The sequence below is a fragment of the Rhodopseudomonas palustris genome, assembly GCF_003226555.1.
Classification (GTDB): Bacteria; Pseudomonadota; Alphaproteobacteria; order Rhizobiales; family Xanthobacteraceae; genus Rhodopseudomonas; species Rhodopseudomonas palustris_I.
In genome coordinates, this window is sequence record NZ_QKQS01000023.1 from 400,818 (window position 1) to 425,167 (window position 24,350).

Genomic DNA, 24,350 nt, shown 5'->3' on the forward strand with positions numbered 1-24,350 from the left:
GCGGATCGCGGGAACGCTTACTTCAAATGGCCAGCGAGGCGACGCTCACTAACCGCCGCCTCAAAACAACGGCCGGGTCTGCCCGACCTTCATCGGCCCCAGCATCACGGCGCCGTCGACGAAGCGCAGCGGGAAGGCGCGGGCGGGGCGGCCTTCCAGCGTGGTTTCCTGGCCGAGCGCGTCGATGCCGGCGACGGCCGCGACGTTGGCGTTCTTGCGCACCACCTGGCCGAGGCCCGGAATGGCGCGGTCGAGCGCGCCGAGCACGTTGTTGACGTCCTTGGCGCGGACGCCGGGCGCCAGGCGGTCGAGCGTCGATTGCGACACGCCCTGCTCCAGCATCTTGTCGATGCCGAGCTTGGGGATCACCTTGTCGAGCCCGGTGGCCACCATCTGCAGTTCGCCGTCGACATAGCCATGCGGCGTCAGCCCGAGCGAGCCGGTCGCGACCGCCACCATGTCGCCCTGCTGGATCCGCGCCTGTTCGAACCGGATGCGGCCGCCGGCGGCTTGAAGCTCGCGGAAGCGCTGCGGCCACGGTTTCGGCCTGAAGTCCTTCAGGCCGCTGATCAGCAGCCGCAGATGCGCGTCGAACGGATCGGACAGCAGCGGATGCAGGTTCTGCACCGATGTGCCGTCGAGGCTGAGATCGACCTCGATCTGGCGCGGTTCGGCGCCGGCGGCCTCGCGCTGGCGGCCATGCAACTCGGCATGGCGGGCGCGGGCGAGCGGCACCCGGGTCGCACCGCTCAACCCGTCGAGCACCGGCTCGTCGAACACCAGAGCGACCCGCTCCGGCGCGGCCGGCAGCCCGGCGACGCTGCTGCGGGCGGTCTTCCAGTTCAGCTCCATCGACACCGGCTGACCGCGATCGGCGAAGCTCGCCGGCCCCTGGAATTCGGCGATCAGAAGGCTCGGCTGATACAGCGAGGCCACCACCAGGATTTCGCCGAGCTTTGCCGTCATCGGGGTTTGGCTGGCCACCTGTTCGGCAGTCTGCGAGGTCAGCGCGACGCTGGCGTTCTCGCAGCGGACTTCGAGGCGGAACGGAAAGCCCGCCACCGAGCGCTGGCCGCAATCATAGCTGCGCCCGGCCTTGGATTCGCGGGCCCGCCATTCATCGACGATGCGGTCGACCTGGCTCGCCGAGAACAGCCAGAACGCGCTCCAGGCGAGCGCGGCAGCCACCAGGACGCCTGGGAGCAGCAGCACCGGCCAAAGCGGGCGACGGGGAGGAATTGGGGAATCTGCCATCGCGCCTACTTAAGGGGAGAACCCCGAAAAGGGAATTCGCGACCGGCTGTCGCACGCCATGCCGCCGATGCGGCCGGCCTGCGCGGCAAACCGCTCACGCTTTGCAGCCCGATGCGGTAAGGACTGAATTTGTCATTTGCACGATAGCCCGCCGCATCGCCCATGTCTGCCAAGACTCTCACCGAATCCGAACTGACCGCCGGCGACCTCTGGGTGTTCGGCTATGGCTCGCTGATGTGGAATCCCGGCTTCGACTTCGTCGAGCGGGTGCCGGCGCGGCTGATCGGGGAGCACCGGGCGCTGTGCGTGTATTCGTTCGTCCACCGCGGCACCCCGGAACAGCCGGGCCTCGTGCTCGGGCTCGATCGCGGCGGCGCCTGCCGCGGCATCGCGTTCCGCGTCGCCGATGCGCAGCGGATGGCGACCGTCGCGTATCTGCGCGAGCGCGAGCAGGTCACCAGCGTGTATCGCGAGGTGAAACGCTCGGTGTGGCTGGAGGACGATGCGCGGCGGCGGATCAGCGCGCTGGCTTACGTGGTCGACCGCGGCCATGCGCAATATGCCGGGCGGCTGTCCCATGCCGAGCAGCTTCGCCATGTCCGCCAGGGCCACGGCCGCTCCGGCCCGAACCGCGACTACGTGATCGCCACCGTGAAGGCGCTGGAAGCGCAAGGCTGCCGCGACGTGCCGCTGCACCAGCTTGCCGCAGCACTGCGCGACGAGGCACCGGCTCCGCTGTGATCTTGCGCCGAGGGGCGATCAGCCGACCCGCTCGTTCTCCGGCTTCGGCGCCGGCTCGGCCTGATGCGGCACCGCGCTGGGGGCACGGCCGAACAGCTCCGCCTGCTCTTGGCGCGCCTCGGCGACCAGGCGGTTGGTGGCGGTCTCCACCACGCCGCTGAGCTGCCGGAGGAACTCGCGGCGGTCGAGGCCGGCCGGAAGCGGATCGAGAAATTCGACCACGATCGTTCCAGGATAGCGCATGAACTGGCGCCGCGGCCAGAACAGCCCGGCGTTCAGCGCCACCGGCAGGCACGGGACGCCGCAATCGACATAGATCTGGCCGACGCCGCCTTTGTAGTTCGGCGGCGCGTCGACCGGCCTGCGGGTGCCTTCCGGAAAGATGATCAATTGCCGGCCACGGCGGACTTCCTCGCCGGCGCGGCGCGCCATCTCCACCAGAGTCTTGACGCCGGCGCCGCGGTCGATGGCGATCATGCCGGCGCGGACCAGCAGCTGGCCGAACACCGGCAGCCAGGTCAGCTCGCGCTTGAGGATGTACAGCGGCTCGTCGAAGAACTGCAGCAGCGCGAACGTCTCCCACATCGACTGATGCTTCGGCGCGACGATCAGCGGCCCCTGTGGGATCTTCTCCAGGCCGCGGAATTCGACCTTGGTGCCGCAGATCATACCCATCAGCCAGATGCTGTTCTGGCCCCACAGCTTGGCGACCTTCACCACCGCCCGGCCGGAGAACAGCGCCGCCACGGTCGCGACCAGAACCCAGCCGACCAGCACCACGTAGAATAGCACGTTGAAGATCAACGAACGCAGGAAGATCACGAACATCGGAACGGTCCGATCAATTGGCGGCGGCGTTCGCCGGTTTGCGCGCGCCGGCCGGGTCGGCCTGCTCGGCCGGTTCGGGCATCACTTCGATGCCGAGCTTCGACAGGCGCACCCGCAGCTCGACCGCGAGATATTTGGCGTATTCCGATAGCAAGAGCCGCAGCGTTCCGCCACTGGTCCACCACGGCTCGTCGCGCCACTTGTCGCCGATCACCGCGAACGGAATCAATTCGACGTCCGGCATGGCGTGGGACATTTCGGCGATCGCCCGCGGCATGTGGTAATTCGACGTCACCACGATCAGCGAGTGGAAACCGCGCTCCTGCACCCAACGCCGGGTCTCGGCGGCGTTGCTGCGGGTGTCGACCGCCGAACGGTCGAGATCGACGCAGCAGTTGAACCAGTCGCGGCTCTCCGGCACCGAACGCGAGATGTCGCGGGCGCCGTTGGTGCGGTGGACGCCGGAGATCAACAGCCGCTTACCGTAGCCGGCCGCCAGCAATTCGACCGCATCCGAGACCCGCGACGAGCCGCCGGTCAACACCACGATGCCGTCCGCGTTGTGGCGCGGCTGCTGCTCGGCGCCGTGCAATTGCGTCAGAAACACCACGAAGCCGCCCGCCACTGCGACGAAGCCGAGCGCCAGCACCGCCACGATGGTCGCGCGCAGCCGCTCGCCGCCTCGGACCGGGCGGCCGGACGGCGAAGAAAGCGGGCTGTATTCGGACGACGACGGCATGGGAGGTGCGATAGACCTTGTATGGCGAGCGTTGCGCAACCACCGGCGGCGACTGCAAAAGATGCCCGGACTCTAATGCGATTTCGGGCGAAAGGGAGTCCGCCGGATGGCCGAACGGCCGCAGCGGCGCGGCGGGAGGTCGGCGGTCATCGGCCGCTCATTCGATCGAGTTCAGCGTGCCGAACAGCGTGCGCCGCGAGGCCAAAGCCGTAATCCCGGCGATCAACACCGCCATGCCGGCGAGCGCCAGATAGCCGGTCGGGCGCAGCGAAAAGGTGCCGAGCAGCGCCGCGAACTGGTCGCCGGCCGGCGTGCCGGAAAACCATGTGGCCACCGACTCCGAAAAGCCGAATACGAAGATCGCAGCCCCACCCCCGATCAGCCCGCCCTGCAGGCCGAGCAGCAGGAAGTGGCGGAAGAACCGGTTGGCGATGTAGCGGTCGCTGGCGCCGACGAAATGCAGCACCTCGACGATCGGCCGGTTGGCCGCCATCGCACCGCGGGTGGCGAACGACACCGAGATGATGGTGGCGACGATGACGAGGCCGAGAACGCCGAGCCCGGCAAACACCGTGGCGCCGGTCATCGACCGCATCCGTTCGATCCAGGCGCGATGATCGTCGACCGTTGCGCCCGGCGCGGCCTCGGTGACGCGGCGCCGCAGCTCGGCGAGATCGAGCCCGCGGCCCGGAACGGTGCGCGCCACGATCACCCGCGGCACCGGCAGATCGTCGAGCGACAGCCCGGTGCCGAGCCACGGTTCCAGCAGTTTGGCGGATTCCTCCTTGGTGAAGATCCGTACCTCGACCATGCCGGGCTGGCTGCGCACCACCTCGGCGACCTGTTCGGCATCGCGGTCGAGATCACGGCCGCGCATCGAGCGCACCTGCACGGTCAGTTCGCTGGACACTTCCGACTGCCACTCCGCCGCCGACGCGCTGATCAGCATCACCACCCCGGTGGTCATCGACGCCAGAAACGTCATGATCGCCACCACGGCGACCAGAGCGCGGCCGGAAATCGAGGCACGCGGCACGATCGGCGAGGCGTTGCGCGCCTTCGGCGGCACCTGCGGGCGCTCGTGCCCGAGATCGACCATGATGTCGCGTTCGTCGGCTCTGCGCACCGGGCCCAGCCTATTCATAAACGTGCAGCCGCCCCTGGTGCAGCACCAGCCGGCGTGCTTCGTATTGATCCATCAGATTAATGTCGTGGGTCGCGATCACCACCGCGGTCCCGGTCTTGTTCAACTCCACGAACAGCCGCAGCAGCCGGCGCCCCAGCGTCGGATCGACATTGCCGGTCGGCTCGTCGGCGAGCAAGAGATGCGGCCGGCCGATCACCGCGCGGGCGATCGCGGCGCGCTGCTTCTCGCCGCCCGACAGCACCGGCGGCAGCGCATCCATCCGCTCGCCCAGCCCGACCCATTTCAACAGGTCGATGACCTCCTTGCGATAGCTCGACTCGTCGCGCCCGGTGACCCGGAACGGCAGCGCGACGTTCTCGTAGGTGGTCATGTGGTCGAGCAGACGAAAGTCCTGCAGCACGATGCCGATGCGCTGGCGCAGCGCCGCGACCTCGTCCTTGCCGAGCAGCGAGACGTCGTTGCCGAACAGATTGACCAAGCCGCGCGTCGGCCGCAGCGACAGGAACAGCAAGCGCAGCAGCGAGGTCTTGCCGGCGCCGGACGGGCCGGTCAGGAACTGGAACGAGTGCGCCGGAATTGCGAAATTGAGGTCGCGGAGAATCTCCGGACCAAGCCCATAGCGCAGGCCGACATTTTCGAAGCGGACCACGTTCAGCTCCGATTTCGATCGGCGCGGGGAGAAAGGGCACGCCACGCCATCTGCCCGTGCCGCCGTTGTGAGGCGGCTATGGTTTCCGATTCGTTAACGGACGAGCGGTACGATCGGACGAACCTTATAGCCAGCGATTCGCCATGCATATCGTCTGCCCGCATTGTACGACATCCTATGCAATCGATCCGGCCAAACTGGGAGATGCCGGCCGGACGGTGCGTTGCTCCCGGTGCAAGGGAGTCTGGCTGGCGCGGCCCGAAGACGTGCAGAGTGACGTGCGTGTCGCCGCGATGACGGTCGAAGAACAGCAGCCGGCCACCGACGACCTCGCCAATGATCCCGGCTGGGGCGTGACCGAGGACGAGCAGGACACCCCCGTCGTCGAGAGCCCGCCGATCACGGCCGACTTGCCGGGGCAAGGCGACCTCGACCCGTTCGTGCGCGCATTGGCCAACGAGCCAGCGCCGGGTGATGACGACGTCGAGCTGCTGCCGCGGCGACGCAAGCGGAAGCCGTCGTTCGGCACCAGACGCCGGCCGCGCAGCATGAAGGAGCGGCTGGCGGAACTGCGCAAGGAACCGCTGAAGGCCGCCAAGGGATTGCTGAACGCTCCGCTCGGCATCGCGGTATTCGGTTCGGTGGCGCTCGGTCTCCTGATCTGGCGCACCGACATCGTTCGGCTGATGCCGCAGACCGCGGCGTTTTACCGGATGATCGGGTTCGAGGTGAACCTGCGTGGGCTGGCGATCAAGGACGTCAAGATCAGCCGCGAGACGGTGGAAGCCAAACCGGTGCTGGTGATCGAGGGCGTGATCGTCGGCCAGACCAAGAAAACCGTCGACGTGCCGCGACTGCGGTTCGCGGTGCGCGACGGCAAGGGCACCGAGATCTACGCCTGGAACGCGGTTCTCGAACAACAGGCGCTGCGGCCGGGCGAGATCGCCTGGTTCCGGACGCGGCTGGCGTCGCCGCCTGCCGAAGCGCGCGCGATCGACGTGCGTTTCTTCAACCGGCGCGACATTGCCGCCGGTGGGGCCTGAGGTCATGATGAGCGTCGTTGCACGCGGCCCGGCGCCGGCCGCGACGAGGGAATAGGACGATGGCGCGCATCCTGATCGCCGACGACGAAGAATCGATGCGCCTCCTGGTCGCGCGCGCGATCGGCATGGACGGCCACGAGACCGTCACAGCCGAGGACGGCAGCGAAGCGCTGGAGATCCTCACCAACCAGAACGGCAAATTCGATCTGCTGCTGACCGACATCAAGATGCCGATCATGGACGGCATCGCGCTGGCGCTCGCCGCAGCGCGTGATTTCCCGGAACTGACGATCCTGCTGATGACCGGCTTCGCCGATCAGCGCGAACGCGCCTCCGGCCTCGATGCCATCGTGCACGACGTCGTCACCAAGCCGTTCTCGGTCGCCGACATCCGCACTGCGGTGGCGGATGCGCTGGCAGCGAAGAAAAGCAACTAATCACCAACGCCATCCCCGAGCCGCAGCGCGCTCCCTCTCCCGCCTGCGGGAGAGGGGTGGGGTGAGGGCGACCCAGGCAGTGAGTTCCCTATTTGGGGGCCGCCCGGCGCTCCAACTTCTGGATTCCGGGCTCGCTCGCTGCGCGAGCGCCCCGGAATGACGTGGCTGGCGATGAGCCGAGTTAGTAATCCTTCAGCAGCCGCTCGATGTAGTCGAGTTCGATCTGCGGACGGCCGGAATCGCCGAGACGACGGCGGAGTTCTTCGAGGATGCGGCGGACGCGCTGGACGTCGATTTCGCCGGGGATCTTGACGGTGAGATCGTCGCCGAGATCGCGGCCACGCAGCGGGCGGCCGAGCGGATCGGTCTGGTTGGCGCCGCTCTGCTGACGGCCGGGCCTGTTGCCCTGGCCATCGCCCTGCCCCTCGCCCTCGCCCTGCTGCATCGCTTCGGCGAGTTTCTGCGCGCCCTGGCGCAGCGCTTCCAGCGCGCGGCCTTGTGAGTCCACGGCGCCATCGGCGTTGCCGTCGCCGAGCCAGCCTTCGGCATCGCCCATCGCCGAGTCGGCCTGATCGAAGCCGCCCTCGCCCTGCTGGCCCTGTTGCCCTTGCTGGCCCTGCTCGCCCTTGTCGCGACCCGGGCTCTGGCCGAGGCCGCGCTTGGCGAGCTCCTGCTGCAACTTACGCAGCCGGTCGTGCAAATTCTGCTGATCCTGCTGCAGATCGCCGAGGTTCTGCTCGCCGTCCTGACCGCGCATCCGGTCTCGGCGCTGATCCTGGCCCTGCTTGTAGGTCTTGTCGCGGAGCTGCTGCTGCTTGCGGATCATATCGCCGAGCTCGTTGAGCGCCTGCTCCATGTCGCTGTCGCCGCCCTGGCCCGGCTGCGCCATCTGCAGGTTCTCGAGCATCTGCGCGAGCTGATCGAGCAGTTGCTTGGCGGCTTCCTTGTCGCCGGAACGCGACAGCCGCTCCATCCGCTGGATCATGTTCTCGAGATCCTGCTGCCGCATCACCTTGGTGTTCGGATCGAGCGGACGTGCGAGCTGCTGCGGATTGTTACGGAGCTGCTGCGCGAGCTGGCGCATATAGGCATCGAGCGCCGCGCGCAGCTTGTCGGTGAGCTGTTTGATCTCGTCGTCAGGCGCGCCGCGTTCCAGCGCATCCTTGAGCGCGTCCTGCGCAGCGCGGAGCGCCTTCTCGGCGTCCGACGCATCGCCGTCTTCGATCGACACCGCCAGCGACCACAGATTGCTCACCACCTCGCGCAGCGCATCGTCGGTGCCGGCGCGTTCGAGCTGATCGGCGATGGTGTAGAGGCCGAGATATTGGCCTGCGTTGGGGGTGAAGACTTCAGGCGCGATCAGCAGCGCGTCGAGCGCGGTGTGGACCTTCTTGTTGGCATTGGCGTCGAGCGCCAGGATCCGGCGCTGCTCGATCAACGCGCGCGCCAGCGGCTTGGTGAACAGCCGTTCCGGCAGCCGCATCGCGAACGGCTCGCTGTGGCCCTCGTTGCCGGCCTCGTCCTTGGCGGTGAGCGTCAGCTCCACGTCGGCGCCCGCATAGGGATCTTCGCTGAAATCCTTCACGGTCTGGCCGACGCCGGCACGCGTGCGGGCATTCGGCAGCACCAGTTTGAACTGCGGCGGCTCGAACAACGGCCGCGCCGCATCCGCCGGCTTGGCGCCAGGCGCCTGGGCGGCCGGAGCGGCGGCGAACTGTGCCTCGGCCTCGGTCACCCCGTAATCGTCTTCCAGCTTATAGGACAGTTGCAGTGAGCCGCGCGCCTGGCGCTGCGGCTCTTTCGCGAGCGCGATGGCCGGGGGGCGATCCGGCGTCGCGGTAAAGCTCCATGGCGTCTCGTTCGACGGCGCCCGGACCCGAGCGGTGCCGTCGCCGGTGATCCGGAAAAGCCGCTCGCTGGTGCCCTTCGGCGCTTCGCTATCCGGCTTGATCTCGACCACACCGCCACTGACGGCGACATCGAGATCGCCGCCGCTGGAGCGTACCAGCAAGGTGGACCCGACCGGCACCGGCAGCGGGCCGCTCCCCGCAGTGCCCAAATCCTGGTTGGAGGCGGAAGTGAGAATGACCGGTGGCTTGTTGGTGTAGACCGGCGGCGTCACCCAGGCGTCGACCCGGACGTTGGCGGGCGCCATCGCGCCGTTCCAGTCAAACGCCGCCATCACCCGCGCAGTACGTTCCTCCCCGGCGGCAAAGAACGTCGCGACCAGCAGGATCACCACCAGGGCGCGCAGCCCCCAGGGATCGTGGATCGGCAGCCGCGGCGACGGCAGTCCGGGCTTGAGCCCGCGGATCGTCGCCAGAGTGCGGTCGCGCTGCGCCAGCCACAGTGCCCGCGCCACCGGGTCGCTGGTCGCCAGCGTGTCGCCGAGCGCCGTCGCAGGGCGATGCTTCAGGCCGGTGTTGCGGTCGAGCCGCGCCAGCGCCTCGTCGCGGCTCGGCCAACGGAACCTGAGAGCGAGGATCAGGGCGGCGAGCGCGAGAGCGGCCAGCAGCGCCAGACCAACGATGCGGCCGGAAAACGGCAGCGCCAGCCACAGCCCGGCCCACGACAGCGCCAGGAACAGGCCGGCAACGCTGATCAGCCGGGCCAGATGCGGCCAAGCGCGCTCCCAGGCGATCGACAGCGTTGCGCGTCCGATCGCCTTGTCCAGGTGCAGCCGCGCGACCGCCTCTTCATCGTGCGGGGCCTGCGACGGATCGGGATTGCTGCCGCTCAATCATCTCTCCGGATTGTTGCTCACAGCAGCGTAGCACAACGGCGGCAATGAGGCACAGCAGGCCAGGGCCCGGACGGACCGGCACCGACACAAAGACGTGACGATGTCGTGCGGACCTCGTCACAATGCCGAGCACGGCCGGCTCGAGCCTGCACAGCCGCCGCGCGAGCGCGCAGGCCCTACCACATCCGCCGCAATACGTCGGCTTGCGGATCGGCATCGACAAAGCGATGCTTCAAAGCGCCCGCGACGTGCAATCCGACCAGCCCCAGCAGGCTGTAGGCAAAGACCTTGTGCAGGAATTGGAACACGCGAAACCACTGCTCGCTCTTGGGCAGCAGTTCGGGGAGAGGGAGGCCGAACAGCGTCACACCGTCGCTATCCGGATAGGTGCTGGACATCGCGTAGCCCATCAGTGGAACGGCCAACAGCAGCACGTAGATTGCGATGTGAACGACGCGCGACAGTACTCGCTCGTGTGCGGGCAGCACCGGCTCCGGAGGCAGACGCGCCGCACTCCGAATCGCCAGTTGAACCAGCACGATCAGGAAGACCAGGACGCCGAATGATTTGTGCAGCGGATAAAACTGCGCAAACTTCGCCTCGGTGCCATCGTCGAGCGAAGTCATCGTCCACCCTGCGGCAATCAGCCCAAGGATCAGAATCGCGCGCAGCCAGTGCAGCACGCGGAGAGCGACCGGGTATTTGTCGGGCCCGGTGGGTGCGTTCGCGGCAGTCAGGTCCGTCATGGTGGTGTGGTCTCGCCGAGGGGTCGTGGCGATCCAGCAGGTCGCCACGCCGCCCCTGGTGGGATGCCTTGAGGGCCGAACTAAGGCTGGTTCAGCGCGGTAGCCGCCGATGATGCGCAGCTGAGCGCGCTCCAATCGGAACCGGCGCTGCTCCGTTAAGGTTGATCGGTTAGGTTAAAAAGTACTTCAAATTGCTCGGATTCGCCGGATCGTTACGGTCGGCTGTCGCGCGCGTCGGCCGGTGAAGCCGCATGTTCACCGCCGCGGATTTCAAGCGCGATCGGGACCGCCAGGATTTTTGTACGCCGCGTCTGGCGGTCCCACCCCTTATTTCGGGCGAGACACAGGCTCACAGCCACGGCGCCGGCTTGTCCATCGCGATCAGTTGCTCGACCTCGATGCGGGGACGCACCACCGCGACCTGATCATCCTTCACCAGCACTTCCGGCACCAGCGCGCGGGTGTTGTAAGTACACGCCTGCACCGCGCCGTAAGCGCCGGACGTCATGATCGCGATCAGATCGCCGGCCTTCAGTTCCGGCAGCTTGCGGTCGAGCGCGAGGTAATCGCCGGTCTCGCACACCGGACCGACGACGTCGGCCACCATCATCTTGCTGCCGGGCGCCGGCTCGGCCACCGGCAGGATCTCGTGATACGCCTCGTACAAAGTGGGGCGGATCAGATCGTTCATCGCCGCGTCGATGATGACGAACGTCTTGCCGTCGCCGTGCTTCACATAGATCACGCGTGCGACCAGGATGCCGGCGTTGCCGACGATCATCCGCCCCGGTTCGAACAGCAGCGCGCAGCCGAGATTATGGGTGACGCGCTTGACCATGTCCGCATAGGCGAACGGCTCCGGCGGCGCGTCGCGGTCTTCGTAGTACGGAATGCCGAGGCCGCCGCCGAAATCGACGTGGCCGACATGATGGCCGTCGCCGCGCAGCACATGGACGAATTCGGCGACGATGCGGAACGCGGCTTCCATCGGCGCCAGGTCGATGATCTGGCTGCCGATATGGACATCGACGCCGGTGACCTGGATGCCCGGCAGCTTGGCGGCGCGGGCATAGACCTCGCGGGCGTGGCGGATCGGGATACCGAACTTGTTCTCGGACTTGCCGGTCGAGATCTTGGCGTGGGTGCCGGAATCGACGTCCGGATTGACCCGCAGCGAAATCCGCGCGGTGCGGCCGGTCTCGACCGCAATCCGCGACAGCAGTTCGAGCTCGGGCTCGGACTCGACATTGAGGCACTTGATGTCGTGGGCGAGCGCGGCGCGCAGCTCGGCTTCGGTCTTGCCGACGCCGGAGAACACGATCTTGCTCGGCGGAATCCCGGCGGCCAGCGCGCGCTGCAATTCGCCACCCGACACCACATCGGCGCCGGCGCCGAGCCTCGCCAGCGTGCGCAGCACCGACTGATTGGAATTGGCCTTCATGGCGTAGCACACCAGTGCATCGGTGCCGGCGAAGGCCTCGGTGAACACCCGGTAATGCCGCTCCAGCGTCGCGGTCGAGTAGCAGTAGAACGGCGTGCCGACATCCTTGGCGATCGACGCAAGGCTGACGCCTTCGGCGTGCAGCACGCCGTCGCGATAGTCGAAATGACGCATCTTGGCGCTTAGTCCAGCAGCGGATCGAGAATGGTGCTTCGCTTCCGCCCCTTGGCGGCGGACGGCGGCGCGTTGGTGCCGTAGGACGAGTCGAACACGTCGCCCTTGGCCTCCGGCTGGGTCGCCGGCGTGGCCGACGGGGTGTCGGCAGCGCCCGGCGGCAGATCGAGGCCAGCTTTACGGCCGCAGCCCGCCAGAGCCAGCGTCGCCGCCACAATCACCAGAAGCGCCCATCGCGATGGGTTGGTCACGCGATTCACGTCGAATATCCCCAATTGGCGCGGCACCATACCGAGATTGCGCCGCGCTGGCGAGCCCCCGAAAACCGCCGAAAGCGGCCGCTTCAGCGAGATTTGCCGTCCTTGGCCAGCCGCTTGAGCCAGGCCTTGGCCTGGCTGCGGACGTTCTTCGGCGCGGTGCCGCCGTACGAGGTCCGGCTCTTCACCGAGGATTCGACGCTGAGAACCGCCAGCACGTCCTTGGTGATGCGCTTTTCGATCCCCTGCATCTCGGCGAGCGGCAATTCGTGCAGCGCCACGCCCTTCTTGGCGGCGAGCCCGACGATCCTGCCGGTGACGTGATGGGCTTCGCGGAACGGCATCTTCAGCGTCCGCACCAGCCAGTCGGCCAGATCGGTGGCGGTGGCATAGCCTTCGCCCGCAGCCGCCTTCATCCGCTCCGACTCCGGCTCGAGGTCGCGGACCATGCCGGTGATCGCGCGGATCGCCAGCGACAGCGCCGCGAAGCCTTCCATCGCGCCCTGTTTGTCTTCCTGCATGTCCTTTTGATAGGCGAGCGGCAGGCCCTTCATCACGATCAACAGGCCGTTCAGCGCGCCGATCACCCGGCCGGTCTTGGCGCGGACCAGCTCGGCGGCGTCCGGATTGCGCTTCTGCGGCATGATCGACGAGCCGGTGGTGAACTTGTCCGACAGCCGGATCAGGCCGACCAGCGGCGAGGTCCAAATCACGATCTCTTCGGCGAAGCGCGACAGATGCACGGCGCAGATCGACGCCGCCGACAGCGTCTCCAGCACGAAGTCGCGGTCCGACACCGCGTCGAGCGAATTGGCCATCGGCCGGTCGAAGCCGAGCTTGGCGGCCGTGGCGTGGCGATCGATCGGGAACGAGGTGCCGGCCAGCGCCGCAGCGCCGAGCGGGCTTTCGTTGAGCCGCTTGCGGGCATCCTGGAACCGGCCGCGATCGCGCGCCACCATCTCGACATAGGCCATCAGATGATGGCCGAAGGTCACCGGCTGCGCGGTCTGCAGATGGGTGAAGCCCGGCATCACGGTATCGGCCTGCTCGAGCGCGCGCTCGGCCAGCGCCTGCTGCAGCGCCGCCAGCGCCGCATCGGTTTCGTCCAGCACATCGCGGACGTAGAGCCGGAAGTCGGTCGCGACCTGATCGTTGCGCGAGCGCGCGGTGTGCAGGCGCCCCGCAGCCGGGCCGATCAGCTCGGCGAGCCGGCTCTCGACATTCATATGAATGTCCTCGAGCGCACGCTTGAACGTGAATTTACCGGCACCGATCTCTGACAGGATCGTGTCTAGACCCTTGCCGATATTTTTCGCATCGTTCGCTGTGATAATGCCCTGCGCGGCCAGCATGGCCGCATGCGCCTTGGACGCCGTGATGTCCTGGGCGTAGAGATGGCGGTCGACGTCGATCGAGACGTTGATCTCTTCCATGATCGCGTCGGGGCGATCGGTGAATCGGCCGCCCCACATCTTATTGCTCATCTGTCGCCGCTCACGATCATGCTCGCGTCCCAATCACATCTCATCACCAGCAGCCGCCCGCGAACCTGCGCGGCCTGCCGTTTTCTGATTGTTCGATGACCGAATCCCAGCCGAATTCCGTCCCGCCGCGCCGTGCCGGCCGCCTGACCATCCTGTTGGCCGCAATTGCCGTGCTCGTTGTCGCTGGCGCCGCCGGGATATACGGGATTGCCGGGCTGCAGCGCAATGCGGGCGGCGATCCGGTGTGCCGGCCGGCGGTGGCGCTGGCGCAGCAGCTCAAGCCGCTGTTGCGCGGCGAGGTTGCGGCCCTGACGCCGGCGGCAGCCCCACTGCGGCTGCCGGATTTGACCTTCACCGACGATGCCGGTCAGCCCAAGAAGCTGTCGGACTTCCGCGGCCGCACTGTCCTGGTCAACCTGTGGGCGACCTGGTGCGTGCCGTGCCGCAAGGAAATGCCGGCGCTCGACAACCTGCAGGCCCAGCTCGGCAGCTCCGATTTCGAAGTGGTGGCGATCAACATCGACACCCGCGATCCGGCCAAGCCGAAGAAATTCCTCGACGACGAGAAGCTGATGCATCTGGCGGTATTCACCGATGCGTCCGCCAAGGTGTTTCAGGAGCTGAAGGCGGTCGGCCGCGCGCTCGGGATGCCGACCTCGGTGCTGGTCGACCGCGAAGGCTGCGAAATCGCCACCATTGCCGGCCCGGCCGAGTGGGACAGCAACGACGCCACCACGCTGATCAAGGCGGCGGTGAAGCCGGTCGCGGCGGGGAAGCCATAACCACCTCGGCGTCATTCAGGGGCACGCGCGTCAGCGCGTGAACCGGGAATCCAGAGGTTGTTGAGAGCTCGGCAGTTTCCATCACATCGAGATTCCGGGTTCGCGCCTGACGGCGCGCCCCGGAATGACTGCTCAATGGCAATGGCGGCGAAAGGGCTCGGATTACGCGCTGATGTTCAGATTGCCGCCCACGCCCGGGCCGACATTGGCGAGCGACGGCGAGCCGCCCTGCCCGGTGCCGAGCAGCGTCTGCACCGTGTCACGTTCCATGCGCGAAGCCGACGCTTGAATCGTTGTCGCAATCTGCATCTGCGTGCTGCTTGCCTGCATCGCGAGCGCCGCGCTGACCATGCTCATATCCATGGGAGCAGCCTGGCAGCAAACCGTTAACAATCTGGCGCGAGGCGGCTCGCATTCGATGATATTGCTCGGCGAGCGGCCTCCTTCAGGCCTTTGAGCCGGCCGCTTCGCTCAGATGGAGCGCAAAGCCGGTGGCGCCCGGATCGCCGAGCCCCGGGCGCAGCTCCATCGTCGGGATCAGGTAGTCGCCGCCGTTCTGGCGCCGGTACGGAATCGGCGGCGTCTCGGCGAGCGTCCGCATCCGCTCCCGGAGCCGTTCGGCAGCGGCCTCGAATCCGGCGGAGTCGAGCCGGCCGGCCTGGTACAGCACATAAGGCGGCAATACCTCGCAGCCCGGGTAGAACAGAATGCCATGGTGGATCGGAAACAGCAGGTCGTCGATCGGCCCGTTGATGCCGCGAGGACCATAGTGCGGCTCCCAACCGCCGGTCGTGACGATCAGCATCGCGCGTTTGCCGGCAAGAACGCCCTCGCCGTAGCGATCGCCCCACCGCTTGTCGCTGTGCTCGCCGACCCCGTAAGCGAAGCCGCAGGCGAACACCCGCTCGACCCAGCCTTTCAGGATCGCCGGCATGGTGAACCACCACAGCGGGAATTGCAGGATCACGGCGTCGGCCCAGAGCAGCTTGTCGATCTCGTCGCGGACGTCCTGGGTCAGTTCGCCGGCGTCGAACGCCGCCTTGGATGCGGCGGACGGCAGCAGCCGCTCGGCGGGCGCGAGACCCGGGAAATCGGCGCGGTCGATCGCCGGCTTCCAGCCCTGGGCATAGAGGTCGGAAACCTGCATCTCGTGGCCGAGGCGCTGCAGCTCCGCGACCGCGACGTCACGGAGCGCGCCGTTCAGCGATCGCGGTTCGGGATGGGCGAATACCAGAAGGACTTTCACGGGTCAGGCTCCCTGCAGTGATGACGAGCCCTGCTGGTAGACCTGCGGTGACTATTCCAGTAGCCGCCGATTATCGATATGATTATTCCGGGAAATGGATAGATCAGCGATCACGATCGAGCGCATTCGCACCTTCGTTCGCATTGCCGAGCGGGGCAGCCTCTCGGCGGTCGCCCGCGACCTCAATGTCGGCCAGTCCACCGTCACCCGGCAGTTGCAGGAGCTCGAGGCCGCGGTCGGCGCGCCGCTGCTGAGCCGCACCACCCGCCGGGTGACGCTCACCGAAGAAGGCAGTCGCTATTACGCCCGCTGCGTCCAGATCCTCAGACTGATCGAACAGGCTGGCGACGAGGCGCTCGGCGCCTCCGGAGCCCCGGCCGGCACAATTCGGATCACCTGCACGGCCTCGTTCGGCGTGCTGCATGCCAGCCGGCTGATCTTCGCGTTCCAGGATCGCTATCCGGACATCGGAATCGATTTCGGCCTCACCGACCAGCGCCTCGATCTGGTTCGCGAAGGAGTCGACCTGGCGATCCGGCTGGCGCCGCTCACCGACAGTTCGCTGAAGTTGCGCACGCTCGGCCACAGCCAGCGCCTGCTGGTAGCCTCGCCGGACTATCTGTCGGGTCACGGCAGACCAACGATCCCATCGGATCTGTCCCGGCATCAGGGCATTCGCATGGTGAATGTTGCCGGCAGCGATCTGCTGATCCTGCAGGGACCGGAGCAGGAGACCCATCGGGTGCCGTTCGGCGGCCGGCTCAGGGTCGATCACGGGCTGGCGGCCCGCGAGGCGATGCTTGCCGGGCGCGGCATCGCCGCCACTCATCGCTGGCTGGTCGATGATCTGCTGGCCGCAGGCAGGCTCGAAGTCATCCTGCCGGAGTATCGATTGTCGCCGGTGCCGCTCAATCTGTTGATCGTGCCCGAGCGCGCCGGGATCGCGCGCGTCCGGCTCTTGATCGACTTCCTGGCCGAGCAGATCCGGACCGTGCCGGGGGTCGCGTGAGCGCGCTCAGCGTGTCGGGACCGGCTTGTCGCCGCGGTAGTCGTAGAAGCCGCGGCTCGTCTTGCGGCCGAGCCAGCCGGCTTCGACGTATTTCACCAGCAGCGGGCACGGCCGATACTTGGAATCGGCGAGGCCCTCGTGCAGCACCTGCATGATCGACAGGCAGGTATCGAGGCCGATGAAATCGGCCAGCTCCAGCGGGCCCATCGGATGATGTGCGCCGAGCTTCATCGCCATGTCGATGGCTTCGACGTTGCCGACGCCTTCGTACAGCGTGTAGATCGCCTCGTTGATCATCGGCAGCAGGATGCGGTTGACGATGAACGCCGGGAAATCCTCCGACACCGCGATCTGCTTGCCGAGCTTGGAGACGAACGCCTTCGAGGTCTCGAAGGTGGCGTCGTCGGTGGCAATGCCGCGGATCAGCTCGACCAGCTCCATCACCGGCACGGGATTCATGAAGTGAATGCCGATGAAGCGCTCCGGCCGATCGGTCGAGGCGGCCAGACGGGTGATCGAGATCGACGAGGTGTTCGAGGCGACGATCGCCTCCGGCTTCAGCGCCGCACACAGCTCGTGGAAAATCTTGCGCTTGGTCTCTTCCTTCTCGACCGCGGTCTCGATCACGAGGTCGCAATCGGCCAGCCCGTCGAGCTTCTCGGTCGCGGTGATCCGCGCCAGCGCAGCCTTGCGGGCGTCTTCGGTGATCAGCTTCTTGGCGATCTGACGGGAGAGGTTACCGTTGATGGTGGCCATCGCCGATTTCAACCGGTCGGCGGAAACATCGTTCAGGATCACGTCGAACCCGCCGAGGGCGACCACGTGGGCGATGCCGTTGCCCATCTGTCCCGCGCCGATTACGCCGACTTTTTTGATTGCTGCCGCCATCTCTCTTCTCGTTCGGAGCACAGCCGCGTTGCGCGGCCGATGCATCTTCGCACATTCCCGCGCCGCTGTCCGTGTCTCAGCGCCCCGGACAGTTAGCCGGCTAACGCTTAAGGCTTCTGCAACGAACCCGGCCCGGGGGGCCGGGTTCGTCCGCCCGCGAAGGCGTTTACTTGCCGAGCTTGCCGAGCTCTTCGGTCAGCTCAGGAACCGCTTGGTAGAGGTCGGCGACCAGGCCGTAATCGGCGACCTGGAAGATCGGCGCGTCTTCGTCCTTGTTGATCGCGACGATCACCTTGGAGTCCTTCATGCCGGCGAGATGCTGGATTGCGCCGGAAATGCCGATCGCAATGTACAGCTCCGGCGCCACGACCTTGCCGGTCTGGCCGACCTGCCAGTCGTTCGGCGCGTAGCCGGCATCGACCGCGGCGCGCGAGGCGCCGACACCGGCGCCGAGCTTGTCGGCGAGCGGCTCGATGTACTTGGTGAAGTTCTCGCGGCTCTGCATCGCACGGCCGCCCGACACGATGATCTTGGCCGACGACAGTTCGGGACGATCGCTCTTGGCGACCTCCTCGCCGACGAAGCTCGACAGGCCCGGATCTTCCGCCGCCGCGACGGTTTCGACCGCCGCGCTGCCGCCCTCGCCCGTCGCCTGGAAGGTCGATGTGCGGACGGTGATGACCTTCTTGGCGTCCTTCGACTTCACGGTCTGGATCGCGTTGCCGGCGTAGATCGGACGCTCGAAGGTATCGGGGGCGACCACCTTGATGATCTCCGACACCTGCATCACGTCGAGCAGTGCGGCGACGCGCGGCATCACGTTCTTGAACCGCGAGGTCGCCGGGGCGACGATCGCGTCGTAGCTGCCGGCGAGCGAAACGATCAGCGCGGCCAGCGGCTCGGCGAGATCGTGCTCATAGGCGGGCGCTTCGGCGAGCAGCACCTTGGCGGCACCCTGCAGCTTGGCGGCCGCGTCGGCGGCAGCCTTGCAGCCCTGGCCGGCAACCAGCACATGCACCTCTCCGCCGAGCGCGGCGGCGGCGGTCATCGCCTTGTTGGTGGCGTCCTTGAGCTGAGCGTTGTCGTGTTCGGCAATCAGCAGCGTGGCCATCAGATAACACCCGCTTCGTTCTTGAGCTTCGAGACCAGTTCAGCGACGTCCTTGACCTTGACGCCGGCCTTGCGGCCGCCCGGCTCGACGGTCTTCAGAACTTCGAGGCGCGGCGAAACGTCGACGCCGTAGTCGGCCGCGGTCTTCTCCGCGATCGGCTTCTTCTTGGCCTTCATGATGTTCGGCAGGCTGGCGTAGCGCGGTTCGTTGAGCCGCAGATCGGTGGTGACGATCGCCGGGCCCTTCAGCTTGACGGTCTGCGAACCACCGTCGACTTCACGCGCCACGGTGAAGTCGGAGCCGTCGACTTCGAGCTTCGAGGCAAAGGTCGCCTGCGCCCAGCCGAGCAGCGCGGCCAGCATCTGACCGGTCTGGTTGCTGTCGTCGTCGATCGCCTGCTTGCCGAGAATGATCAGTCCCGGCTGCTCCTCTTCGGCGACGCCCTTGAGGATCTTGGCGACCGCCAGCGGTTCGACCACGCCGTCGACCTTGACCAGGATGCCGCGATCGGCGCCCATGGCGAGGCCGGTGCGCAGAGTTTCCGACGCCTGCGCCGGCCCGATCGAGACCACGACGACTTCGGTCGCCTTGCCGGCCTCTTTGAGACGCAGCGCTTCTTCGACGGCGATCTCGTCGAACGGATTCATCGACATCTTGACGTTGGCGAGTTCAACGCCCGACCCGTCGCTCTTGACGCGGATCTTGACGTTGTAGTCGACCACGCGCTTGACCGGCACCAGAACCTTCATCGATCCTCTTTCGTGTTGCGGTGGGTAATCTTTAGTTGTGGCGGCGGAACCTAAAGCCCCTCCTAACCGGGGTCAACGCGGCAAAGCCAAAAACCGCCTTGTTCCCTAGCGGTTCTGGCCCGGCACCCAAAGCACGTCGCGGGCGCCGCCATCGTTCGCCAGGCGAGCGGCGACAAACAGGAAGTCCGACAACCGGTTGACGTACTGGACAGCCGCAGGGGTGATCCTCTCGCCAGGCCGGGTTCCGAGCTCCACCATCGCACGTTCCGCACGGCGGCATATCGTTCGCGCCACGTGTAGGTAAGCGGCTGCCGGCTTACCGCCGGGCAGGACAAAAGACGTCAGAGGAGCGAGGCGCTCGTTAAGCTGATCGATGTCGCGCTCCAGCCGCTCGACCTGGCTCGACAGGACGCGCAGCCGTTCGGCCTTGCCCTCCCGCTCGGGAACCGCAAGATCGGCACCGAGGTCGAACAGATCGTTCTGAATACGTCCGATCATGGCGTCGAGTTCCGGCAGTTCGGACAAATGCAGCCGCACGACGCCGAGCGCAGCGTTGGTTTCGTCGACGGTGCCGTAGGCCGCGATCCGCGGGTCGTATTTCGGCCGCCGCTCGCCGCTGCCGAGGGCGGTGGTGCCGTCGTCGCCGGTGCGGGTATAGATTCGATTGAGCACGACCATTGCGCGGGATTCCTGCTGCGGAAGATCCTGTGAAGCCGGGAGTTTGATGCGCCGGGGCTTGGTGGGCAGCTAACGGCCCAGCGCCCAGATCGCAAGCATGGTGATGACGATGGCGACGAATTGCAGCAACACCCGCCAGCGCATCAGGGTCTGCGACCGGTTCGGCGAGCCGCCCCGCATCATGTTGATCAGACCGAGCATGAGCACCAGCGCGACGGCGCAGAGCGCGGCCGGCAGGGCGATTGAACTCAGAAAGGTTGCCATCTAGGTTTCATAACACCGCTCCTGATCTTGCGCTATCCCTGTGGCGGCGCTGGGCGCAACGATCTCGGGTGGAGCCGGTTAGTATCCGATGCTAAGATTTTGCCACCCCGCCGGCAGCAACTCCTGACAAGGTGACCCGTGAGGCAGATCCGCTACGCCTATGCGGTCACAGTCGATGCGCTGTATACGTTCCTGGCCGATGACGGGTGGGCGATCGCCAGCCACATCGCGCTGTCGACCCTGATGGCGCTGTTTCCATTCCTGATCGTGCTGACGTCGCTGGCCGGTTTCGTCGGCTCCCGCGAGCTCGCCGACCGCGCAGCCGAACTGCTGCTCGACGTCTGGCCGGCCCAGGTGGCGAGCACGCTGTCGGGCGAAATCCACGACGTGCTGACCACCACCCGCGGCGGCATTCTGACGGTCGGCCTGCTGCTGGCCCTGTACTTCGCCTCCAACGGCGTCGAGAGCCTACGGGTCGGGCTCAACCGCGCCTATGCGGTGATCGAGCCGCGGCCGTGGTATCTGCTCCGACTGGAGTCGATCGGCTACACCCTGGTGGCGGCGTTCACCGCGCTGGCAATGGGGTTCCTGATCGTGCTGGGACCATTGATCCTCGCAACCGCAAGGCGCTACGTGCCTTTGCTGGTCCAAGACAACGAGATGCTGCTGACGATCGCCCGCTACGGCATCGCGATCACCGCGCTCACCGTGGCGCTGCTCCTGCTGCACGCCTACCTTCCGGCGGGGCGGCGTTCGTTCAGGCAGATCCTGCCGGGCATCATCTTCACCATCGCGGCTTCGCTGATCTCCGGCATCGCGTTCGGCATGTATCTGGCGCGGTTCGCCAACAACTACGTGTCGATGTATGCGGGGCTCGCCTCGGTGATCATCGCGCTGGTGTTTCTGTATTTCATCGCCGCGATCTTCGTGTTCGGCGGCGAATTGAATGCCGCAATCATCAAGTCGCGATTGCCGGAGGGGACGACACTGCAAGAAGCGCAGTTGCGAGAGCCCGGGGCGAAACCGGCTTGAGCAGGAAGCCGCCGGCTCCCGCCTTGCGCGCCGCAACCTCGTCCTGATCGCGCCCCGATACGCCGATGATCGGGATCGTACCAAGCGGCGGCGGCAGCGACCGGATCCGTCCGATCGCCTCGATGCCGCTGATCCCCGGCAGCACCATATCCATCAGCACCGCATCGAACTCGCCCTTCGTCAGGCGCTCCGGAACCGCCTCGCCGCTGCCGACAAATTCGCAGGCATGGCCGAGCTCGGTGAGGATCGCGTTCAGCACCACGCGCCCGAACGGATTGTCCTCGACGCTGAGGATCCGCAGCCGGCCACCTCCGGTGGCGCGGATCGCGCCGTCCGGCGTCGTCATCTGCGGCGGCTTGGCTCGCTCCAGCGTCACCGTCAGGGTGAACAAGGTGCCGCCGCGCGGTCGCGGCGCCACGGTCACGTCGCCGCCGAGCGCCCGGGCAATTTGCCGCACCGACGACAACCCGAGGCCGGCGCCACCGAACCGAGCGGCGATGCCGACGTTAGCCTGCGAAAACGGCCGGAATAGCCGTTTGACCTCGGCGAGCGACAGGCCGATTCCGCTGTCGGACACCGCGAAGGACACCTGCGCCTTGCCGCGCCCTGCCGCAGCCGCTGAAACCTTCAGCGCGACATCCCCGCGCTCGGTGAACTTCACCGCGTTGTCGATCAGGTTTTCCAACGCGGCGCGCAGCCGCACGGCGTCGCCGATCACGAAGGCCGGCAGCCGCGACGAGATCGTCACCGTGGCGTGCAATCCTTTGGCGGCGGCGCGGCCGGACAGCGAATCGCCGGCATGGCGGGCCAGCGCCCGCAGATCGAAGAACTCCGAGCGCAGACCGAGCCCGGTGGTGCCGAGCCGGGCGGCATCCACGAACAAGGTGGCGAGGCCGGATAGGTGCTCGGCGCCGGCCTTGATGGTGTCGACCCAGCGCCGTTCGCGCTCGCCGAGATCGGAGGTCGCCAGCAATTCGCTGACCGCCAGGATCCCGGTGAGCGGGGTGCGGACCTCGTGCGCGAAGGTCGCCAGCACGGTCTCGATCATGCCGGAGGCGGCCGGCTTCTTGCGACGGACGCGTTTCGGCAGCGTCCGCTTGACCTGCGTCCGCCCGCTGCGCAACGCGCGCGATTTCACCGCCATGTGTCCCCCGAGCCGTCCCGGCGACAATGCCACGTCCGAGGCCGCCGAGTCACGCCGCCACGCCCTGTTCCGATGGCCCCGAACGGCTGCATCAGGCGGCACTCAATCGGCAGCGGCAAGCCCCACCATCGTTCGGATCTCCATCGGCGAGGTCCCGCCGGCGCGCAACTCCCGCAAGCCGGTGGCCCCGGTCGATTTCGACAGCTTGTGTCCCTCTGCGTCGCGGACGAGTTCGTGGTGGCGATACACCGGCGCGGGCAGGCCGAGCAGATGCTGCAGCAGCCGGTGCACCGAGGTCGACCAGAACAGGTCGGCGCCGCGCACCACCTCGGTGACGCCTTGCAGGGTGTCGTCGATCACCACCGACAGGTGATAGCTGGTCGGGGTTTCCTTGCGCGCGATGATCACATCGCCCCACGTCTCCGGCCGCGCCACGATGCTGCCGGTTTCGCCGTCCGGTCCTTTGCCGAGTTCCTGCCAGCTCAACTCGCCGGCCAGCGCGATCGCGGCCGCCATGTCCAGCCGCAGCGCGTAGGGCACGCCGGCGGCGATCAGCTCGGCGCGCTTGTTCGCCGAGAGCTCTTTGCCGATCCCCGGATACAGCGGCGCACCGTCGGGATCGCGCGGCCACGGCGCCACCGTTTCCTTCTCGGCGACCAGCCGGGCGATCTCGGCGCGGCTTTCGAAGGCCGGATAGATCAGCCCGTTCGCGGATAGCCGCGCGACCGCCTCGCGGTAGACCTTGAGATGATCCGACTGTCGCCGCACCTCGCCGTCCCAGCCGATGCCGAGCCAGGACAGATCTTCGTAGATCGCCTGTTCGAACTCCGGCCGGCAACGGGTGCGGTCGATGTCCTCGATCCGCAGCAGCATCCGGCCGCCGCTCGCTCGCGCCAGATCGGCATTCAGCAGCGCCGAATACGCGTGGCCGAGATGCAGATAGCCATTCGGGCTCGGGGCAAATCGGAAAACGGGTGGCGGCATTGAACCCCTGACGTCATTGCCGGACTTGATCCGGCAATCCATCGGATGAGAGACTCTTTTACGATAGCGGATGGATGCGCGGGTCAAGGCCCGCGCATGACGCCGGAAAGCCGAACCACCTGATGACCATCCATCTCGACAGACAGGCCGACCTCGACGACGCCATCACCACGCTGGTGAAACAGGATCCGCGGCTGAAGCCGGTGCTTCAGGTCGCCGGCATGCCGGCGCTGCGCCGGCGGGAGCCGGGCTTTGCCGGCCTCGCCGCGATCGTCTGCGGCCAGCAGCTCTCGACCGCGTCGGCCGCGGCAATCTGGGGCCGGGTGTCGGCGGCGTTCGATCCGTTCGAGCACGGCGCGATCAAGCGGGCCCGGACCGACCGGCTGGCGCGGCTCGGCCTGTCGGCCGCGAAGATCAAGACGCTGAAGGCGCTGGCCAAGGAGCTCGCCGCCGAACGGCTCAACCTCGATGTGCTGGCCGAAGAAGACGCCGACGCCGCCCACGCCACGCTGACCGCGCTGCACGGCATCGGGCCGTGGACCGCCGACATCTATCTGTTGTTCTGCCTCGGCCACGGCGATGCCTGGCCGGCCGGCGATCTCGCGGTGCAGGAGGCGATGCGGATCGGCCTCGGCCTGAAAGCACGCCCAACCGTGAAGCAGATGGCCCCGCTCGCCGATCCCTGGCGCCCCTTGCGCGGCGCCGCCGCGCATCTGTGGTGGGCGTACTACCACGCGGTGAAACGGCGCGAGGGCGTGATCGGCGACGACAAATAACGGC

General features: G+C 67.0%; 26 protein-coding genes. 7 read left to right on the forward strand and 19 right to left on the reverse strand.

From position 1 onward, the window contains the following. Positions 1-60 precede the first annotated feature (60 nt). Entirely contained in the window at positions 61-1,254 is a 1,194-nt protein-coding gene (locus tag DNX69_RS14390) for a DUF2125 domain-containing protein (RefSeq protein WP_110786651.1), read from the reverse strand. A gap of 162 nt (positions 1,255-1,416) precedes the next feature. Between DNX69_RS14390 and DNX69_RS14395 the strand changes: the two genes are divergently transcribed. After that, positions 1,417-1,995 carry a gamma-glutamylcyclotransferase gene (locus DNX69_RS14395; protein ID WP_110786652.1) on the forward strand — a complete coding sequence of 193 codons (579 nt, stop codon included), beginning with the start codon at positions 1,417-1,419 and terminating at the stop codon, positions 1,993-1,995. Between the two features lie 18 nt (positions 1,996-2,013). On the opposite strand, the gene DNX69_RS14400 is transcribed toward DNX69_RS14395, so the two are convergent. The 4 genes from DNX69_RS14400 to ftsE all read right to left on the reverse strand — a co-directional run bounded on the left by DNX69_RS14400 (position 2,014) and on the right by ftsE (position 5,358). Beyond that, a complete protein-coding gene (locus tag DNX69_RS14400; RefSeq protein ID WP_110786653.1) occupies positions 2,014-2,823 on the reverse strand; it encodes a lysophospholipid acyltransferase family protein in 810 nt (269 codons plus the stop codon). Between the two features lie 13 nt (positions 2,824-2,836). Next, positions 2,837-3,562 (reverse strand): YdcF family protein, encoded by a 726-nt coding sequence (locus DNX69_RS14405; protein ID WP_110786654.1) that lies wholly within the window; start codon positions 3,560-3,562, stop codon positions 2,837-2,839. 157 nt (positions 3,563-3,719) lie between these two features. Beyond that, positions 3,720-4,706 carry a cell division protein FtsX gene (locus DNX69_RS14410; protein ID WP_165825263.1) on the reverse strand — a complete coding sequence of 329 codons (987 nt, stop codon included), beginning with the start codon at positions 4,704-4,706 and terminating at the stop codon, positions 3,720-3,722. After that, positions 4,699-5,358: a cell division ATP-binding protein FtsE gene (gene ftsE, locus DNX69_RS14415; RefSeq protein ID WP_110786656.1), complete on the reverse strand. Its 660-nt coding sequence runs from the start codon at positions 5,356-5,358 to the stop codon at positions 4,699-4,701. The genes DNX69_RS14410 and ftsE overlap by 8 nt, the downstream gene beginning before the upstream one ends. 143 nt (positions 5,359-5,501) lie before the next feature. On the opposite strand from ftsE, the gene DNX69_RS14420 reads away from it, so the two are divergent. After that, entirely contained in the window at positions 5,502-6,401 is a 900-nt protein-coding gene (locus tag DNX69_RS14420; RefSeq protein ID WP_110786657.1) for an MJ0042-type zinc finger domain-containing protein, read from the forward strand. 59 nt (positions 6,402-6,460) lie between these two features. After that, the gene (locus tag DNX69_RS14425; protein ID WP_110786658.1) at positions 6,461-6,838 is read left to right on the forward strand and encodes a response regulator; all 378 of its coding nucleotides are present in this window, start codon (positions 6,461-6,463) and stop codon (positions 6,836-6,838) included. 181 nt (positions 6,839-7,019) lie between these two features. Here the strand turns inward: DNX69_RS14425 and DNX69_RS14430 are convergent, their stop codons facing one another. From DNX69_RS14430 to argH, 5 genes are all read right to left on the reverse strand, one after another. Further along, positions 7,020-9,578, reverse strand: a complete 2,559-nt coding sequence (locus DNX69_RS14430) for a TIGR02302 family protein (RefSeq protein ID WP_110786659.1) — start codon at positions 9,576-9,578, stop codon at positions 7,020-7,022. 179 nt (positions 9,579-9,757) lie between these two features. Then, complete coding sequence (locus DNX69_RS14435; RefSeq protein ID WP_110786660.1) at positions 9,758-10,327, reverse strand: cytochrome b; 570 nt, start codon at positions 10,325-10,327, stop codon at positions 9,758-9,760. 349 nt (positions 10,328-10,676) lie between these two features. Continuing rightward, on the reverse strand, positions 10,677-11,942 hold the full coding sequence (gene lysA / locus DNX69_RS14440; protein ID WP_110786661.1) for a diaminopimelate decarboxylase: 1,266 nt from the start codon (positions 11,940-11,942) through the stop codon (positions 10,677-10,679). A gap of 8 nt (positions 11,943-11,950) precedes the next feature. Continuing rightward, entirely contained in the window at positions 11,951-12,232 is a 282-nt protein-coding gene (gene lptM, locus DNX69_RS14445) for an LPS translocon maturation chaperone LptM (RefSeq protein ID WP_110786662.1), read from the reverse strand. Positions 12,233-12,285: 53 nt separating this feature from the next. Continuing rightward, positions 12,286-13,683 (reverse strand): argininosuccinate lyase, encoded by a 1,398-nt coding sequence (gene argH / locus DNX69_RS14450; RefSeq protein ID WP_110786663.1) that lies wholly within the window; start codon positions 13,681-13,683, stop codon positions 12,286-12,288. Positions 13,684-13,778: 95 nt separating this feature from the next. On the opposite strand from argH, the gene tlpA reads away from it, so the two are divergent. After that, a complete protein-coding gene (gene tlpA, locus DNX69_RS14455) occupies positions 13,779-14,465 on the forward strand; it encodes a thiol:disulfide interchange protein TlpA (RefSeq protein ID WP_110786664.1) in 687 nt (228 codons plus the stop codon). A gap of 162 nt (positions 14,466-14,627) precedes the next feature. On the opposite strand, the gene DNX69_RS14460 is transcribed toward tlpA, so the two are convergent. Then, complete coding sequence (locus DNX69_RS14460) at positions 14,628-14,828, reverse strand: hypothetical protein (RefSeq protein WP_165825264.1); 201 nt, start codon at positions 14,826-14,828, stop codon at positions 14,628-14,630. Between the two features lie 82 nt (positions 14,829-14,910). Further along, positions 14,911-15,711: an NAD(P)H-dependent oxidoreductase gene (locus tag DNX69_RS14465; protein WP_110786665.1), complete on the reverse strand. Its 801-nt coding sequence runs from the start codon at positions 15,709-15,711 to the stop codon at positions 14,911-14,913. Positions 15,712-15,805: 94 nt separating this feature from the next. Here DNX69_RS14465 and DNX69_RS14470 point away from each other — a divergent pair, with 94 nt between their 5' ends. Further along, positions 15,806-16,720: a LysR family transcriptional regulator gene (locus DNX69_RS14470; protein ID WP_110786666.1), complete on the forward strand. Its 915-nt coding sequence runs from the start codon at positions 15,806-15,808 to the stop codon at positions 16,718-16,720. A 6-nt stretch (positions 16,721-16,726) separates the two neighbouring features. On the opposite strand, the gene DNX69_RS14475 is transcribed toward DNX69_RS14470, so the two are convergent. The 5 genes from DNX69_RS14475 to DNX69_RS14495 all read right to left on the reverse strand — a co-directional run bounded on the left by DNX69_RS14475 (position 16,727) and on the right by DNX69_RS14495 (position 20,410). Further along, positions 16,727-17,608 carry a 3-hydroxybutyryl-CoA dehydrogenase gene (locus DNX69_RS14475; protein ID WP_110786667.1) on the reverse strand — a complete coding sequence of 294 codons (882 nt, stop codon included), beginning with the start codon at positions 17,606-17,608 and terminating at the stop codon, positions 16,727-16,729. A gap of 166 nt (positions 17,609-17,774) precedes the next feature. Continuing rightward, the gene (locus tag DNX69_RS14480; protein ID WP_110786668.1) at positions 17,775-18,719 is read right to left on the reverse strand and encodes an electron transfer flavoprotein subunit alpha/FixB family protein; all 945 of its coding nucleotides are present in this window, start codon (positions 18,717-18,719) and stop codon (positions 17,775-17,777) included. Next, a complete protein-coding gene (locus DNX69_RS14485) occupies positions 18,719-19,468 on the reverse strand; it encodes an electron transfer flavoprotein subunit beta/FixA family protein (RefSeq protein ID WP_110786669.1) in 750 nt (249 codons plus the stop codon). The genes DNX69_RS14480 and DNX69_RS14485 overlap by 1 nt, the downstream gene beginning before the upstream one ends. Before the next feature lie 105 nt (positions 19,469-19,573). Beyond that, positions 19,574-20,146, reverse strand: a complete 573-nt coding sequence (locus DNX69_RS14490) for a cob(I)yrinic acid a,c-diamide adenosyltransferase (protein WP_110786670.1) — start codon at positions 20,144-20,146, stop codon at positions 19,574-19,576. A 69-nt stretch (positions 20,147-20,215) separates the two neighbouring features. After that, a complete protein-coding gene (locus DNX69_RS14495) occupies positions 20,216-20,410 on the reverse strand; it encodes a twin transmembrane helix small protein (protein ID WP_110786671.1) in 195 nt (64 codons plus the stop codon). 138 nt (positions 20,411-20,548) lie between these two features. Here DNX69_RS14495 and DNX69_RS14500 point away from each other — a divergent pair, with 138 nt between their 5' ends. After that, positions 20,549-21,442, forward strand: coding sequence for a YihY/virulence factor BrkB family protein (locus DNX69_RS14500; RefSeq protein ID WP_110786672.1), 894 nt, complete (start codon positions 20,549-20,551; stop codon positions 21,440-21,442). Here DNX69_RS14500 and DNX69_RS14505 read toward each other — a convergent pair. Together DNX69_RS14505 and gluQRS are read right to left on the reverse strand one after the other, a co-directional pair. After that, on the reverse strand, positions 21,369-22,586 hold the full coding sequence (locus DNX69_RS14505; RefSeq protein ID WP_110786673.1) for an ATP-binding protein: 1,218 nt from the start codon (positions 22,584-22,586) through the stop codon (positions 21,369-21,371). The two genes, DNX69_RS14500 and DNX69_RS14505, sit on opposite strands and share 74 nt — an antisense overlap. A gap of 102 nt (positions 22,587-22,688) precedes the next feature. Beyond that, complete coding sequence (gene gluQRS, locus DNX69_RS14510) at positions 22,689-23,570, reverse strand: tRNA glutamyl-Q(34) synthetase GluQRS (RefSeq protein WP_110786674.1); 882 nt, start codon at positions 23,568-23,570, stop codon at positions 22,689-22,691. A gap of 122 nt (positions 23,571-23,692) precedes the next feature. Between gluQRS and DNX69_RS14515 the strand changes: the two genes are divergently transcribed. Beyond that, entirely contained in the window at positions 23,693-24,346 is a 654-nt protein-coding gene (locus DNX69_RS14515) for a DNA-3-methyladenine glycosylase family protein (protein WP_110786675.1), read from the forward strand. Positions 24,347-24,350: the final 4 nt, after the last annotated feature.

Excerpts from the sequence above, each read along its gene's own strand:
- DNX69_RS14390 (WP_110786651.1), bottom strand. The coding sequence starts at position 1,254 with ATGGCAGATTCCCCAATTCCTCCCCGTCGCCCGCTTTGGCCGGTGCTG.
- DNX69_RS14395 (WP_110786652.1), top strand. The coding sequence starts at position 1,417 with ATGTCTGCCAAGACTCTCACCGAATCCGAACTGACCGCCGGCGACCTC.
- DNX69_RS14400 (WP_110786653.1), bottom strand. The coding sequence starts at position 2,823 with ATGTTCGTGATCTTCCTGCGTTCGTTGATCTTCAACGTGCTATTCTAC.
- DNX69_RS14405 (WP_110786654.1), bottom strand. The coding sequence starts at position 3,562 with ATGCCGTCGTCGTCCGAATACAGCCCGCTTTCTTCGCCGTCCGGCCGC.
- DNX69_RS14410 (WP_165825263.1), bottom strand. The coding sequence starts at position 4,706 with ATGAATAGGCTGGGCCCGGTGCGCAGAGCCGACGAACGCGACATCATG.
- DNX69_RS14420 (WP_110786657.1), top strand. The coding sequence starts at position 5,502 with ATGCATATCGTCTGCCCGCATTGTACGACATCCTATGCAATCGATCCG.
- DNX69_RS14425 (WP_110786658.1), top strand. The coding sequence starts at position 6,461 with ATGGCGCGCATCCTGATCGCCGACGACGAAGAATCGATGCGCCTCCTG.
- DNX69_RS14435 (WP_110786660.1), bottom strand. The coding sequence starts at position 10,327 with ATGACGGACCTGACTGCCGCGAACGCACCCACCGGGCCCGACAAATAC.
- lysA (WP_110786661.1), bottom strand. The coding sequence starts at position 11,942 with ATGCGTCATTTCGACTATCGCGACGGCGTGCTGCACGCCGAAGGCGTC.
- lptM (WP_110786662.1), bottom strand. The coding sequence starts at position 12,232 with ATGGTGCCGCGCCAATTGGGGATATTCGACGTGAATCGCGTGACCAAC.
- argH (WP_110786663.1), bottom strand. The coding sequence starts at position 13,683 with ATGAGCAATAAGATGTGGGGCGGCCGATTCACCGATCGCCCCGACGCG.
- tlpA (WP_110786664.1), top strand. The coding sequence starts at position 13,779 with ATGACCGAATCCCAGCCGAATTCCGTCCCGCCGCGCCGTGCCGGCCGC.
- DNX69_RS14460 (WP_165825264.1), bottom strand. The coding sequence starts at position 14,828 with ATGGATATGAGCATGGTCAGCGCGGCGCTCGCGATGCAGGCAAGCAGC.
- DNX69_RS14470 (WP_110786666.1), top strand. The coding sequence starts at position 15,806 with ATGGATAGATCAGCGATCACGATCGAGCGCATTCGCACCTTCGTTCGC.
- DNX69_RS14475 (WP_110786667.1), bottom strand. The coding sequence starts at position 17,608 with ATGGCGGCAGCAATCAAAAAAGTCGGCGTAATCGGCGCGGGACAGATG.
- DNX69_RS14480 (WP_110786668.1), bottom strand. The coding sequence starts at position 18,719 with ATGGCCACGCTGCTGATTGCCGAACACGACAACGCTCAGCTCAAGGAC.
- DNX69_RS14485 (WP_110786669.1), bottom strand. The coding sequence starts at position 19,468 with ATGAAGGTTCTGGTGCCGGTCAAGCGCGTGGTCGACTACAACGTCAAG.
- DNX69_RS14490 (WP_110786670.1), bottom strand. The coding sequence starts at position 20,146 with ATGGTCGTGCTCAATCGAATCTATACCCGCACCGGCGACGACGGCACC.
- DNX69_RS14495 (WP_110786671.1), bottom strand. The coding sequence starts at position 20,410 with ATGGCAACCTTTCTGAGTTCAATCGCCCTGCCGGCCGCGCTCTGCGCC.
- DNX69_RS14505 (WP_110786673.1), bottom strand. The coding sequence starts at position 22,586 with ATGGCGGTGAAATCGCGCGCGTTGCGCAGCGGGCGGACGCAGGTCAAG.
- gluQRS (WP_110786674.1), bottom strand. The coding sequence starts at position 23,570 with ATGCCGCCACCCGTTTTCCGATTTGCCCCGAGCCCGAATGGCTATCTG.
- DNX69_RS14515 (WP_110786675.1), top strand. The coding sequence starts at position 23,693 with ATGACCATCCATCTCGACAGACAGGCCGACCTCGACGACGCCATCACC.